Raw genomic sequence first — 13,021 nt, 5'->3', positions numbered from 1 at the left:
CTATATTCGTTCTTTAACAATCTGGAAGAAGCACAACGAAATGTGCTCATCAAGTAATCAGCTTGCTGATGAAGATGGGTACGGGTTGTGATTGCATTAATTTTGTTCCAAGTTCTCAAGACTGGGGTGAATAACCTCAGACTGCTTTGAAACTTATGAACGGCACAAACGCTAATACTCAGGTCCTATAGCCTACAGCGTTATAGGATCAAGCGACTAAGTGCATATGGTGGATGCCTTGGCGATCACAGGCGATGAAGGACGTAGTAGCCTGCGAAAAGCTGCGGGGAGCTGGCAAACAAGCTTTGATCCGCAGATATCCGAATGGGGAAACCCACTGCGCAAGCAGTATCCCTGACTGAATACATAGGTCAGTGGAAGCGAACCGGGTGAACTGAAACATCTCAGTAGCTCGAGGAAAAGAAATCAACCGAGATTCCGAAAGTAGTGGCGAGCGAAATCGGAAGAGCCTTCACGTTTTAGCATGCAAGATAGTCGAACGGAATGGAAAGTCCGGCCGTAGCAGGTGATAGCCCTGTAGACGAAATTTTGTGTGTGGAACTAAGCGTGAGAAAAGTAGGGCGGGACACGTGAAATCCTGTTTGAAGATGGGGGGACCATCCTCCAAGGCTAAATACTCGTGATCGACCGATAGTGAACCAGTACCGTGAGGGAAAGGCGAAAAGAACCCCGGAAGGGGAGTGAAATAGATCCTGAAACCGTATGCATACAAACAGTAGGAGCCTCCTTGTGGGGTGACTGCGTACCTTTTGTATAATGGGTCAGCGACTTACATTCAGTGGCAAGGTTAACCGAATAGGGAAGCCGTAGCGAAAGCGAGTCCGAATAGGGCGATTCAGTCGCTGGGTGTAGACCCGAAACCAGATGATCTATCCATGGCCAGGTTGAAGGCACGGTAACACGTGCTGGAGGACCGAACCCACTAATGTTGAAAAATTAGGGGATGAGCTGTGGATAGGGGTGAAAGGCTAAACAAATCTGGAAATAGCTGGTTCTCTCCGAAAACTATTTAGGTAGTGCCTCAAGTATTACTGCGGGGGGTAGAGCACTGTTATAGCTAGGGGGTCATGGCGACTTACCAAACTATGGCAAACTCCGAATACCCGCAAGTACAGCTTGGGAGACAGAGCACCGGGTGCTAACGTCCGGACTCAAGAGGGAAACAACCCAGACCGCCAGCTAAGGTCCCAAATTATCGCTAAGTGGGAAACGAAGTGGGAAGGCATAGACAGTCAGGAGGTTGGCTTAGAAGCAGCCATCCTTTAAAGAAAGCGTAATAGCTCACTGATCGAGTCGTCCTGCGCGGAAGATGTAACGGGGCTAAGCAATAAACCGAAGCTGCGGGTGTGCACTTTGTGCACGCGGTAGGAGAGCGTTCTGTAAGCCTGCGAAGGTGGCTTGTAAAGGCTGCTGGAGGTATCAGAAGTGCGAATGCTGACATGAGTAGCGATAAAGGGGGTGAAAAGCCCCCTCGCCGTAAGTCCAAGGTTTCCTGCGCAACGTTCATCGGCGCAGGGTGAGTCGGCCCCTAAGGCGAGGCAGAGATGCGTAGCTGATGGGAAGCTGGTTAATATTCCAGCACCGTCGTACAGTGCGATGGGGGGACGGATCGCGGAAGATCATCAGGGTGTTGGATGTCCCTGTTGACGTATCGAAGATGGCGCTTAGGCAAATCCGGGCGCGTAAATCAAGGGTACGGCACGAGCGAGCATTGCTTGCGAAGTGATTGGAAGTGGTTCCAAGAAAAGCCTCTAAGCTTCAGCTGTACGAGACCGTACCGCAAACCGACACAGGTGGACGGGATGAATATTCCAAGGCGCTTGAGAGAACTCAGGAGAAGGAACTCGGCAAATTGATACCGTAACTTCGGGAGAAGGTATACCCCGGTAGTGTGAAGCGCCTGCGCGCTTAGCATGATGGGGTCGCAGAGAATCGGTGGCTGCGACTGTTTATTAAAAACACAGCACTCTGCAAAGACGAAAGTCGACGTATAGGGTGTGACGCCTGCCCGGTGCCGGAAGGTTAAGTGATGGGGTGCAAGCTCTTGATCGAAGCCCCGGTAAACGGCGGCCGTAACTATAACGGTCCTAAGGTAGCGAAATTCCTTGTCGGGTAAGTTCCGACCTGCACGAATGGCGTAACGATGGCCACACTGTCTCCTCCTGAGACTCAGCGAAGTTGAAGTGTTTGTGATGATGCAATCTACCCGCGGCTAGACGGAAAGACCCCATGAACCTTTACTGTAGCTTTGCATTGGACTGTGAACCGGCCTGTGTAGGATAGGTGGGAGGCTTTGAAGCGTGGTCGCTAGATCACGTGGAGCCATCCTTGAAATACCACCCTGGTTTGTTTGCGGTTCTAACCTTGGTCCGTTATCCGGATCGGGGACAGTGCATGGTGGGCAGTTTGACTGGGGCGGTCTCCTCCCAAAGTGTAACGGAGGAGTTCGAAGGTACGCTAGGTACGGTCGGAAATCGTGCTGATAGTGCAATGGCATAAGCGTGCTTGACTGTGAGACTGACAAGTCGAACAGGTGCGAAAGCAGGACATAGTGATCCGGTGGTTCTGAATGGAAGGGCCATCGCTCAACGGATAAAAGGTACTCTGGGGATAACAGGCTGATACCGCCCAAGAGTTCATATCGACGGCGGTGTTTGGCACCTCGATGTCGGCTCATCTCATCCTGGGGCTGTAGCCGGTCCCAAGGGTATGGCTGTTCGCCATTTAAAGAGGTACGTGAGCTGGGTTTAAAACGTCGTGAGACAGTTTGGTCCCTATCTGCCGTGGGCGTTGGATACTTGACGGAGCCTGCTCCTAGTACGAGAGGACCGGAGTGGACGTACCTCTGGTGTACCGGTTGTCATGCCAATGGCATTGCCGGGTAGCTAAGTACGGAAGAGATAACCGCTGAAGGCATCTAAGCGGGAAACTCGTCTGAAGATTAGGTATCCCGGGGACTTGATCCCCCTGAAGAGTCGTTCGAGACCAGGACGTTGATAGGTCGGGTGTGGAAGCGCAGTAATGCGTTAAGCTAACCGATACTAATTGCTCGTGAGGCTTGATCCTATAACACTGATGGTTATGACCTGGTGGTATAGCGTTCCAAGTGTCGTTCAATACAAAATCTGGCTGCCCCGTCAGCAGCCAGCCAACACCAATTACACCCACTGTGCGTTGATCATCGAGTCACACTCTGATCACCACACGTTGCGCTTCTTCCAAGATTGGAGCGGTTGTCCCTCAAAGACAATCTCTCAACCCGTTACGCCTGACGACCATAGCAAGGTGGTACCACTCCTTCCCATCCCGAACAGGACAGTGAAACGCCTTTGCGCCGATGATAGTGGACGGACGTCTGTGAAAGTAGGTCATCGTCAGGCTTTTATTGCTCAAAACCCCATAGGCTCGCGCCTGTGGGGTTTTGTTTTTATGAAAAGCCCGTTCATGCGCGCGCCACGATTATCGAGCCCGGCTCTGATCGTCGCGAACAAAGCTGGCCATGCAGTACCCAGGATTGGAGCGCTCGCCATCGAGGCGGGATGCTCGGCAGGTCAAGCCTGATACCCATAGCAAGGTGGTACCACTCCTTCCCATCCCGAACAGGACAGTGAAACGCCTTCGCGCCGATGATAGTGGACGGACGTCTGTGAAAGTAGGTCAGTATCAGGCAGTTATTCAAGAAGAAAACCCCGCAGGCTGACGCCTGCGGGGTTTTTTTCATTGGCGGTTGCTTTCCGGCTACTACGATCTGACGCCGCGGGCGGGAGCCAGGCAGGTGCCGGCCTCCCCGGGGAAGAAGGAAGTTCAACCGGGCTGACGCTGCGCGGCGTCCGGCAACTGGCGCCGCAATGCGGCGAAGAACAGTTCCGACTGCAGGCGTTCGCTCTGTATTTGCGCGGCCACCTTGCCGGCGATCAGCGGATCCACCGGGGCCAAGGCGCGGCCGGTGGATTCGGCAAGCACTTGCGCGGTACAGGCGCGTTCGAGGAAGAAGAGATCGTCGTAGGCGTAGTCGAGCCGCTCGCCGCAGACCACCACACCGTGATTGCCGAGGAAGGCGATGTCGGCGCCCTGCATGGCGCGGGCAATGCGTTCGCCTTCGCTGGCGTCCAACGCCAGGCCGTTGTATTCGTCATCGACCGCGATGCGGCCATGGAAGCGCATCGCATTCTGCGAGAGCGTGGTGTCGAGGGCGCGGGTGCTGGTGAGCGTCAATGCGGTGGCGTAGGGCATGTGGGTATGCAATACACAGGCCTTGCCGGCGATGCGATGGATTGCGGCGTGGATGAACATGGCCGTGGGTTCGACTTCGTGGCGTCCCGCCAGCTTGCGACCCTCGGCATCGACCAGCACGATATCGGCAGCCTGGACCTCATGCCACATCAGGCCGCGCGGGTTCAGCAGGAAATGGTCGGAGTCTCCTGGTAGCGCCACGCTGAAATGGTTGCAGACGCCTTCGCCGAGCCCGTGGGCGGCGGCGGCGCGCAGCGCCAGCGCAAGGTCATCGCGCAGGGCGCTGACGTGCTCGGCGTGGAACAGCGCGTTGGCGAAATGAGGATCGTGGTTCATTGGCTGCCCGATTGAAGTTGGAAATCGCCAGGATGGCGTCGTGAGCGAGAGTGCCGGGCGGCGGCGTCGAGCCGGCCGGGATGCCGGACCGGAACGGGCGGTGATATGCGCCCGCCCGATTCCCTACATCCAGCCGGCCTGGTGCAACACCCCGGGTACTTGGTCCAGAGTCGATACGGTAGCGTCGGGACGGTAGTCCGGCAAGGGCTGGCGGCCGGTACCGCGGTCGATCCACACGCAGCGAAAGCCGATGTCGCGCGCGGCGGCATGGTCCAGGTGGGGACTGGCGCAAATGTGCACGACTTCGTCCGGGGTGACGCCGAGGCTGTCATGGGCATGGGCAAAGATGCGGCGCGACGGCTTGTAGGCGCCCGCCTGTTCGGCGGTGACGACGCGGTCGACGTGACCGCCCAGTTGCGCCACATTGCCGGCGATGATGGCGTCGTCGGTATTGGAGATGATGCAGAGGCGGAAGCCAGCGCGCTTGAGCAGCGCAAGCGTGTCGACCACTTCGGGAAATGGCGGCATGGCCGAAATACTGTCGGTGAGCAGCGCGGCATCCTGCGGGCGATATTCGAGTCCCAGGTCGTGCATGGTCAGCCGCAGCGCTTCGCGCGTGATGTCGGCGAAACGCCGATGGGGCGGGGTGCGCTCCAACCGATGTTCGTGCTCGTCGTAGATACGCAGGAACCGCGTGGGCGTCGGGGCGCGCTGTGCCCCCTGATTGGCGGCCAGAATGCGGGCCACGGCGGCTTGCAGGCCTTCATCCCATTGGATCAGGGTGCCGTAGCAGTCGAAAGTGAGCCATTGCGGGCGCGGGAGTTGATCCAGGGGCATGGCGTTTCCTTGAAGATCGGTGAGGACGGTGCCAGCTTAGGATTGCTCAGGTAAGTTGTAAAATTAATAATAAAACTGCTATCAGTGAAATTTTAAATATCGTTCCTGGCAGGTGAAAACGAACGCGAAAACGCCTGGCGCCGCGGCGAGGTTCGCGGAAACCGGGACGCCGAGGCTTCCCAAACGGACATCTCATGCTCGATCTCGAATTGCTCCGCACCCTGGTCTGCGTGGTTGACGAAGGCAGTTTCACACGGGCCGCCGGTCGCGTGCACCGCACACAATCGACCGTGAGTCAGCAGGTACGCAAGCTGGAGCAGACCGTGGGCAGGACCCTGTTGCTGCGCGATCGCGCCGGCAACCAGGTGCAGGCCACCGGCGATGGCGAGCTGATGCTGGCCTACGCGCGCAAACTGCTGGCGATGGCGGACGAGGCGGAACTGGCGCTGGCGACGCCGCGTCGCGCGCGGGCGATCCGGCTGGGCATTCCCGAGGACTTCGATGTGGCGCGACTGACGGCGCTGCTGGCTGGGTTTGCCGCGAGCCATCCGGATATCCGCCTGGAAACCGGCAGTGGCATGAGCATGGAGCTGAAAGCCCGGCTCGGCGCCGGGGAACTGGATCTGGCCCTGATCAAGCGGGAACCCGGCGAAGGCCCTTGCCTGGCGGCGTGGCCCGAGCAACTGGCGTGGGTCGGAGATGAGCGTTTGCTGCAAGGCGTGGAGCCGCTGCCGCTGGTGTTGTTTCCGCACGGCTGCATCTATCGCAAGCGCATGATCTATGCGCTGGAAAGCGCCGGTCGGTCGTGGCGCGTCGCGTATCACAGCCAGAGCCTGGCTGGTGTGCAGGCCGCGGTGGCGGCGGGGCTGGGGATTTCGCTCCTGCCGGCTTTCGCATGCCTGCCCGAGCATGGCGTGTTGGGGCCGGAGTCGGGTTTGGCGCCGGCGCCTCGGACGGAGTTGGCGATCGTGGGAGGAGCGGGCGCCGCGGCCGATGCGGCGCTGAAGAACCTGGTGACGGTGCTGGCGCAGGCGGTGGGCCAGGACGTGCAGATGCCGCCGCGCCGGCGCGCTTCAGCTTAGGTCGCCATCCAGGTAATACCAGCGCCCGGCTTCACGCACGAAGCGGCTGACCTCACGCATGCGGCTGGCGCGCCCGGCCAGGCGGCTGCGGGCCACGAATTCGACGGTGGCGTGATCGGCATCCTGGTCGCGGGCCTGCTTGATGGCCAGGCCGAGCCACTTCATCGCGGGCGGATTGGGCTCGAGCGAGGCCGGGCGGGTCGTGGGATGCCAGGTTTCGAGCAGGTAGTCGAGCTTGTCCAGCACGAAGGCGCTGTAACGCGAACGCATCAAGTCTTGCGCGGTGGGAGCCTGCAAGGCTTGGGGCCCCTGGTGCCAGCGGCCGCAGCAGACGGTGTAGGTTTTGCCGGTGCCACAGGGACAGGCGGTGGAGTCAGGCGCGGTCACGGCAGGGCTCAGGCCAGCAGGTCGTTGTATTCGGGGTGGCGGCGCATGTAGACGTCGGCATAGGAACACTGCGGACGGACTTTCCAGCCTTGCGCGCGGGCCGTGTCGAGGGCGACGCGGGTGAGTTCGGCGGCGATGCCGCGTCCACCCACCTGGCTGGGCACGCCGGTGTGCGTGATGGTCATCACGCCATCACGCAGGTGGTAGTCCAGTACGCACAGCACGCCGTCGACGGTGGCGGTGTAGCGGGAATGGGCGGTGTCGTGGATGACGGAAAGCATGGGAATCCCTGCGTGTGAAAGAGCGGGCGGCGTGGCGTCCCGGGCAACGGACAGCATAACAGCGGCGGGCCGCCGGCTGGCGCTGCCGGGCCGGATCAGCGCTGCAGGACCTTCAGCAGCGCCGTCAGCTGCGCGTCGCGATCCCGCACCAGGTCGGCGATGTCGCGCTGGCCGGCTTCGGCGTTGACGCCTTCGATCAGGCGGCGCCGCAGTTCAGGCGTGACCTCGGGCGTTCCCAGGTCGTCCCACCAGGTCTGGATGGGGCCGAGCAGGTGATCCATGAAATGTGCCATGCCGCCGGCGCCGCCGCCGAGGTTGAAGGTCATGTGCGGGCCGAACAGAGCCCAGCGCAGCCCTGGGCCTTGCGACACGGCGGCATCGATATCGGCGACGCTGGCGACATTGTCGGCGGCCAGGTGGATCGCCTCGCGCCACAGCGCGGCCTGGAGGCGGTTGGCGATATGGCCCGGGACTTCCTTGTTGACGCGGATCGGATGCTTGCCCAGCTGGCGGTAGAAAGCGATGCAACGCTCGACCGTCGCTTCTGAGGTCTGCTTGCCGCCCACCACTTCGACCAGCGGGATCAGGTGAGGCGGATTGAACGGATGGCCGATGACGAAGCGCGCCGCATGTTGGCAGCGTGCCTGCAGGCGGCTCATGATGAGTCCGGAAGAGCTGGAGGCGACGATCACTTCGGGCGGCAGCAGCGCGTCCATGCGCGCGAACAGGTCGGTCTTGAAGTCTTCGCGTTCAGGGCCGTTTTCCTGGACGAAGTCCACGCCGCGCAACGCGCCGGCCAGGTCGGCATCGAAACGCAGCGCCTCGGGGCTCGCGCCCGCGGCCACGCGGCCGAGCTCGGTCAGCACTGGCCAGGCGGCGGCGACGCGCGCGCGCGTCAGGGATTCCGCGTCGGCAGCGGGATCGCAGACCACGACTTCGAGTCCATACGCCAGGAACAGCGCGGCCCAGCTGGCGCCGATGGTGCCCGCGCCGACAATGGCGACGCGGCGGATGGCGGGGGAGGGGGACGTGTCGGTCATGCGAGGCTCCGGAAGGTGTCCAAGGAAGGTCCATTGTGAAGCAAAGCGGGCCGGGTTGCCACGCGGGGCCTCGGCGGGCAAGATGGCGGGATGCCGGCGGCCCCTGCTTGCGCAACACCGCCATTCACTTTTTGCCGGAGCGATTCATGGACGTGTCGCGGTCAGCCGAACGGCGGGCGGTGCCGTATTTCTGCCAATGGGAATCGGCCCATCTGGCCGGCGCCATCATACGCAAGGAACTGCGGCTGGAGGACGATCCTTCCTGGCGCGCCTCCGGCGCGCGGGACGTGGCGGAATATGCCCGCTGGGCCAGCCATGTCTGCGGCATGGCCTGCTTGAAGATGGTGCTGGCCGCCACCACCCGGCAGGTCCATCCGACCCTGGAACTGGCGCGTCGCAGCATGCCCTACGGCGCCTACACCGAGGACGGCGAGGGGCGCATCAAAGGGCTGATCTACGCGCCGTTCGTGCGCTTCGTGGCCGAGGAGTTCGGGCTCGAAGCCGAGGTGTGCGTGGACCTGCGGGGAGAGGCGCTGCCGGCAATGATGAGCCGCGCCGCCTATTTCATGGCATCGGTTCATCCGTGGATCCGATGGCCGGATCGTGAACCGCCCGCCCGGGGCGGCCATCTGGTGCTGGTGACGCGGGCCACGCCGGAACACGTGACTTTCCACAATCCTTCCGGCGAGCCGGGCGCGCAGGCCGATTCCTGTGTGCCGCTGGATGTCTTCGACCGTTTTTTTGCCGGCCGCGGGATCGCGATCCTGCGCCGCGATTGACCGGCCGCGCCGCGCGCCGTTGAGGTGCCGTGGCTTCACGGCGGTGCGGCCTCGCCGCCAGATGACGGCCAGCCGCCGATGCCCGTCAGGTGTTGCGGGCGTGACGCAGGTGCCGCCATACCAGCATCGCGGCAACCAGATAAGCGGCGGCGATGATGACGTAGGAGGCGGGCAGGCTGGCATGCCAGTCCGGCAGCAGGTGCAGGATGGTGCCCATCAGTGCCACCCCCACCAGGGCGCCCGATTGCCGGTTGGCGTTGAGCGCGGCCGCGGCGCTATTGGCGTGATGCTTGCCCGACACCTGCATGACCACGCTGGTCATCGCCGGCACCGCGATACCGACTCCCAGGTTCGCCAGCGCCACCACGGCGGCGAAGGGCCGGTAGGGCATGTCGGGTGTGAACGCGGCCAGGCCCGCCAGGCTCATGACCGTCGCCAACAGGATGCCGCCCAGCAGCGAGGCGGATACGTTCCAGCGCGCCGATATGCGGCTCGAGATCAGGTTGCCGATGGAGAACACCGCCAGCATGGGCACCAGTTGGATGCCGGTCTCCAGGGCGTCGGCGCCGCGGGCCTGTTGCAGGAACAGGCTGAGCAGGAACAATTGGCCGTACGAGGCGAGGTTGATGAGAAAGCCCACGCCGTTGGCCGCCGCAAACTGCGTGGTCTGGAACAGCGCGCGCGGAATGATCGGCTCGGCGTGGCGCCGCTCGCGGTGTATCAGCAGCGTGGCGGCGAGCAGGAACACGAGCGCCGCGCCCAGGATGGGCAACGAGTCCCATCCGTAGGCGTTGCCCTGGATCAACGCAAAGCAGAGCGATGACAGCGCGACGACACCGAACACATGGCTCACCGGATTGAGCGCGCGCGGGCGGCGCGGGGCCGCCTGGATGCGGCGCCGCGCCAGCCACAGGCCTGCCAGGCCCAGCGGCAGGTTGATGAGGAAGATGCCGCGCCAACCGAACTGGTGGATCAGCACGCCGCCCAGCAGCGGACCGGCGGCGCCGGCCACGGCCACGATGGCCGACCATGCGGCCAGCATGCGATTGCGCACCTGGTCGTCTTCATAGGCATGGGTCAGCAGGCTGAGCGAACTGGGCATGAACAGCGCGGCGCCCAGGCCCTGCAGCATGCGGGCGGCGATCAGCAGATCTCCCCCGGGCGCGATGCCGCATAGCAGCGAGGCCAGGGTAAAGACGCCCAGCCCCGCCAGATAGACGGTCTTGGCGCCATAGCGGTCGGCCAGGGCGCCGGCCACCAGCAGCAGGGCGGCGAAGGTCAGGGTGTAGCCGTCGACGATCCAGACCAGATCGGTGAGCGGCACGGTGAACTGCTGCGCGATGCTGGGCAGGGCCACGTTGACGACGGTGACGTCGAGCATGGCCATGACGAAGCCGATGGCCAGGGTGACAAGGGGCAGCAGGCCGGTCGCGGCGGGACGAAGGGCGGGTTCGACGGGGAGCGGGGCAGTGGAACAGGCGGGGCGCATGACAGGAACTTCCGGGGACTTCCGAGGTGCACAGATTAGGGGTTCCGTTGATGCAAAAAAATAGGAGAATCTGCTTTATAGTGATGCAAAATTGCATCAACATTTGGCGCCGTGGCGATCCGCCGGGGCCTTGGCGGAGCCGCCTGCATGGATTGGGACAACGCGCGCATCTTCCTGGCGATCTACCGCAATGGCACCCTGCGTGGCGCCGCGGCTCTCTTGCAGATCGATCAGGCCACGGCCGGCCGCCGGCTGGCGGCGCTGGAGGCTTCGCTGGACGCCCGCTTGTTCCTGCGCACGCCGTCGGGCTATGTGCCGACCGCCGCGGGCGAACAGGCATTTGCCGCGGCCGAGCGCATGGAGCAGGCCGCCGATCAGCTGCAACGGCAGATGCAAGGGCTGGATCACCGGCTGTCGGGCGTGGTGCGGGTGGCGACGTCCGAGACCGTGGCCAGTTATTTCATCATGGAAGCCATCAGCCGGCTGCACGTGCAGCATCCCGACATCCGCATCGCGCTGTCGACCTCGATTCAGCTGAGCAATCTGACCCGGCGCGAAGCCGATCTGGCAATCCGCAATATCAAGCCGGACAATCCCGACCTGATCCAGCGCCATCTGGCGCGCAAGGAAGTCGGGCTGTATGCCTCCCGCTCCTATCTCGAGGCGCATGGCGAGCCGCGCCCCGGAACCGCCTTCGCCGGCCATACGCTGGTGACCTACCAGCAGGCCGTGCTGCCGGGCTGGTCGGACACCTTCTGTGGCGAGCCCACCGGGAATGGCCGCATTGCCATGGAATTGAATTCGGGCCTGATGATCATCGAGGCGGTGGCGGCGGGCCTGGGCATCGGCGAACTGCCCATCCATATGGCGCCGCAGTATCCGGACCTGGTGCGGATCTGGCCTCATCGCAGCGAGCCCTATGATTTATGGCTGGTGATGCATGGCGACCTGAACCGGACAGCGCGGGTGCGCGCCGTCGCGGACGCGATTGTCGAGGTGTTCGAGGAGGACTGAAGCGCATGGCCTGGCGGCGCGCCCCGGCTTGTGGACGCGTGCAAGGGGCGCTAAGGTTGGCCGTCCGGCGGCGCCTGGCCGCCGGTTTCCGTTGACCAGACAGAGGAGTGCCGCGTGTCCGATCTTTGGCGTTTGTCCGCAGTTGAGCTTGCCGCCCGTATCCGCCGGCGCGATGTTTCCGCAGTCCAGGCCGCGCAGAGCGCGCTGGATCGCCTGCAGGCGGTGAATCCCCTGATCAACGCCGTGGTCGATCACCGGCCCGAGGATGCGTTGGCGCAGGCTGCCCTGGTGGACCAGGCCCTGGCGCGCGGCGAAGACCCCGGCGCGCTCGCGGGCGTGCCGGTGACGGTCAAGGTCAATGTGGACCAGGCCGGCTTTGCCACCACCAACGGCGTGACGTTGCAGAAGGACGTGATCGCGACGGTCAACAACCCGGTGGTGGACAACCTGCGCAAGGCGGGCGCGGTGATCATCGGCCGCACCAACACCCCCGCGTTTTCATTGCGATGGTTCACCGGCAACCGGCTGCACGGCAATACCTTGAACCCGCGCAATCCCGCGCTGACGCCGGGAGGCTCGTCCGGCGGCGCCGCGGCGGCGGTGGCGGCGGGCATTGGCCATCTGGCGCATGGCACCGATATCGCGGGCTCGATCCGCTACCCCGCCTACGCTTGCGGCGTGCACGGCCTGCGTCCGTCGCTGGGCCGTGTGCCCGCCTACAACGCGGCCCTGCCCGAACGCACCATCGGCGGCCAGATCACGGCGGTGTCCGGCCCGCTGGGCCGCAGCATCGCCGACCTGCGGCTGGGCCTGGCCGTGATGGCCGCGGCCGATCCGCGCGATCCGTGGTGGGTGCCGGCGCCGTTGACCGGTCCGGACCGGCCGCGGCGCGCGGCGCTTTGCCTGAATCCCGACGGCATGGAGACCGCGCCGGCGGTGGTCAAGGCCTTGCAGGATGCCGCCCGGCGCTTGAGCGAGGCGGGCTGGGCGGTGGATACGATCGATACCCTGCCGCCGCTGCAGGAGGCCGCAGACCTGCAGATCCGCATGTGGATGGCGGATGGCTACGACGCCATGGTCGAGGCCGCGCGCAAGGAAGGAGACCGCGGCGCGCAGGTGGCCCTGGAGGGCCAGCGTGAAAACGTGGCCGGCATGGACATGGCCGGGTTCTCGGCGGTGTTGACGCGCCGCGCGACGCTGACGCGCCTGTGGGAGCTGTTCCTGACGGAATATCCCGTGCTGTTGCTGCCGGTGTCCGCGGAGCTGCCGTTTTCCGACAACCTGGACCTGGAGGGCGACGCGGCCTACCGTCGCGTATGGCGCGCGCAGATGACGCAGATCGGCCTGCCTTTCATGGGATTGCCCGGGCTGACCGTGGCCATGGGCAGCGCCGGCGACAGTCCCGTGGGCGTCCAGGTGGTGGCGGGGCGCTACCGCGAGGATCTGTGCCTTGCTGCCGGGGCAGTGATCGAGGCCGGTGGCCCCGCCGTCGGCATTGCGGAGCCGGTGGTCCGCTAGCCGG

At 63.4% G+C, this 13,021-nt stretch carries 10 protein-coding genes and 3 rRNA genes; 7 read left to right on the top strand and 6 right to left on the bottom strand.

Annotated elements, in window-relative coordinates:
• Nucleotides 1–206 precede the first annotated feature (206 nt).
• The 3 genes from AC6CR5_RS13590 to rrf (AC6CR5_RS13580) all read left to right on the top strand — a co-directional run bounded on the left by AC6CR5_RS13590 (nucleotide 207) and on the right by rrf (AC6CR5_RS13580) (nucleotide 3,690).
• A 23S ribosomal RNA gene (locus AC6CR5_RS13590) occupies nucleotides 207–3,087 on the top strand.
• 201 nt (nucleotides 3,088–3,288) lie between these two features.
• A 5S ribosomal RNA gene (gene rrf, locus AC6CR5_RS13585) occupies nucleotides 3,289–3,401 on the top strand.
• A gap of 176 nt (nucleotides 3,402–3,577) precedes the next feature.
• A 5S ribosomal RNA gene (gene rrf / locus AC6CR5_RS13580) occupies nucleotides 3,578–3,690 on the top strand.
• Nucleotides 3,691–3,825: 135 nt separating this feature from the next.
• Here the strand turns inward: rrf (AC6CR5_RS13580) and AC6CR5_RS13575 are convergent.
• A complete protein-coding gene (locus tag AC6CR5_RS13575; RefSeq protein ID WP_026384027.1) occupies nucleotides 3,826–4,590 on the bottom strand; it encodes an aldolase in 765 nt (254 codons plus the stop codon).
• Between the two features lie 123 nt (nucleotides 4,591–4,713).
• Nucleotides 4,714–5,427 carry a haloacid dehalogenase type II gene (locus tag AC6CR5_RS13570; protein ID WP_437263251.1) on the bottom strand — a complete coding sequence of 238 codons (714 nt, stop codon included), beginning with the start codon at nucleotides 5,425–5,427 and terminating at the stop codon, nucleotides 4,714–4,716.
• Nucleotides 5,428–5,621: 194 nt separating this feature from the next.
• Here AC6CR5_RS13570 and AC6CR5_RS13565 point away from each other — a divergent pair, with 194 nt between their 5' ends.
• Nucleotides 5,622–6,509 carry a LysR substrate-binding domain-containing protein gene (locus AC6CR5_RS13565; RefSeq protein WP_026384225.1) on the top strand — a complete coding sequence of 296 codons (888 nt, stop codon included), beginning with the start codon at nucleotides 5,622–5,624 and terminating at the stop codon, nucleotides 6,507–6,509.
• Here the strand turns inward: AC6CR5_RS13565 and AC6CR5_RS13560 are convergent.
• The 3 genes from AC6CR5_RS13560 to AC6CR5_RS13550 all read right to left on the bottom strand — a co-directional run bounded on the left by AC6CR5_RS13560 (nucleotide 6,501) and on the right by AC6CR5_RS13550 (nucleotide 8,217).
• Nucleotides 6,501–6,896, bottom strand: coding sequence for a YchJ family protein (locus tag AC6CR5_RS13560; RefSeq protein WP_045953303.1), 396 nt, complete (start codon nucleotides 6,894–6,896; stop codon nucleotides 6,501–6,503). The genes AC6CR5_RS13565 and AC6CR5_RS13560 overlap by 9 nt on opposite strands.
• Before the next feature lie 8 nt (nucleotides 6,897–6,904).
• Nucleotides 6,905–7,177: a GNAT family N-acetyltransferase gene (locus tag AC6CR5_RS13555; RefSeq protein ID WP_006385666.1), complete on the bottom strand. Its 273-nt coding sequence runs from the start codon at nucleotides 7,175–7,177 to the stop codon at nucleotides 6,905–6,907.
• 95 nt (nucleotides 7,178–7,272) lie between these two features.
• Nucleotides 7,273–8,217: a 3-hydroxyacyl-CoA dehydrogenase NAD-binding domain-containing protein gene (locus AC6CR5_RS13550; RefSeq protein ID WP_020929086.1), complete on the bottom strand. Its 945-nt coding sequence runs from the start codon at nucleotides 8,215–8,217 to the stop codon at nucleotides 7,273–7,275.
• A gap of 146 nt (nucleotides 8,218–8,363) precedes the next feature.
• On the opposite strand from AC6CR5_RS13550, the gene AC6CR5_RS13545 reads away from it, so the two are divergent.
• Nucleotides 8,364–8,996: a hypothetical protein gene (locus AC6CR5_RS13545; RefSeq protein WP_498085744.1), complete on the top strand. Its 633-nt coding sequence runs from the start codon at nucleotides 8,364–8,366 to the stop codon at nucleotides 8,994–8,996.
• 85 nt (nucleotides 8,997–9,081) lie between these two features.
• Here the strand turns inward: AC6CR5_RS13545 and AC6CR5_RS13540 are convergent, their stop codons facing one another.
• On the bottom strand, nucleotides 9,082–10,485 hold the full coding sequence (locus AC6CR5_RS13540) for an MFS transporter (protein ID WP_498085712.1): 1,404 nt from the start codon (nucleotides 10,483–10,485) through the stop codon (nucleotides 9,082–9,084).
• Between the two features lie 147 nt (nucleotides 10,486–10,632).
• On the opposite strand from AC6CR5_RS13540, the gene AC6CR5_RS13535 reads away from it, so the two are divergent.
• Together AC6CR5_RS13535 and AC6CR5_RS13530 are read left to right on the top strand one after the other, a co-directional pair.
• Nucleotides 10,633–11,499 carry a LysR family transcriptional regulator gene (locus AC6CR5_RS13535; protein WP_020929083.1) on the top strand — a complete coding sequence of 289 codons (867 nt, stop codon included), beginning with the start codon at nucleotides 10,633–10,635 and terminating at the stop codon, nucleotides 11,497–11,499.
• Between the two features lie 114 nt (nucleotides 11,500–11,613).
• Nucleotides 11,614–13,017: an amidase family protein gene (locus AC6CR5_RS13530; RefSeq protein WP_038504255.1), complete on the top strand. Its 1,404-nt coding sequence runs from the start codon at nucleotides 11,614–11,616 to the stop codon at nucleotides 13,015–13,017.
• The last annotated feature ends 4 nt before the right edge of the window (nucleotides 13,018–13,021 follow it).

The organism is Achromobacter sp. EG18, from assembly GCF_059759395.1.
The sequence above is the reverse complement of the archived record's forward strand: the minus strand, read 5'-3'. Positions and strand labels throughout refer to the sequence as shown.

Excerpts from the sequence above, each read along its gene's own strand:
- AC6CR5_RS13535 (WP_020929083.1), top strand. The coding sequence starts at position 10,633 with ATGGATTGGGACAACGCGCGCATCTTCCTGGCGATCTACCGCAATGGC.
- AC6CR5_RS13540 (WP_498085712.1), bottom strand. The coding sequence starts at position 10,485 with ATGCGCCCCGCCTGTTCCACTGCCCCGCTCCCCGTCGAACCCGCCCTT.
- AC6CR5_RS13570 (WP_437263251.1), bottom strand. The coding sequence starts at position 5,427 with ATGCCCCTGGATCAACTCCCGCGCCCGCAATGGCTCACTTTCGACTGC.
- AC6CR5_RS13545 (WP_498085744.1), top strand. The coding sequence starts at position 8,364 with ATGGACGTGTCGCGGTCAGCCGAACGGCGGGCGGTGCCGTATTTCTGC.
- AC6CR5_RS13565 (WP_026384225.1), top strand. The coding sequence starts at position 5,622 with ATGCTCGATCTCGAATTGCTCCGCACCCTGGTCTGCGTGGTTGACGAA.
- AC6CR5_RS13550 (WP_020929086.1), bottom strand. The coding sequence starts at position 8,217 with ATGACCGACACGTCCCCCTCCCCCGCCATCCGCCGCGTCGCCATTGTC.
- AC6CR5_RS13555 (WP_006385666.1), bottom strand. The coding sequence starts at position 7,177 with ATGCTTTCCGTCATCCACGACACCGCCCATTCCCGCTACACCGCCACC.
- AC6CR5_RS13575 (WP_026384027.1), bottom strand. The coding sequence starts at position 4,590 with ATGAACCACGATCCTCATTTCGCCAACGCGCTGTTCCACGCCGAGCAC.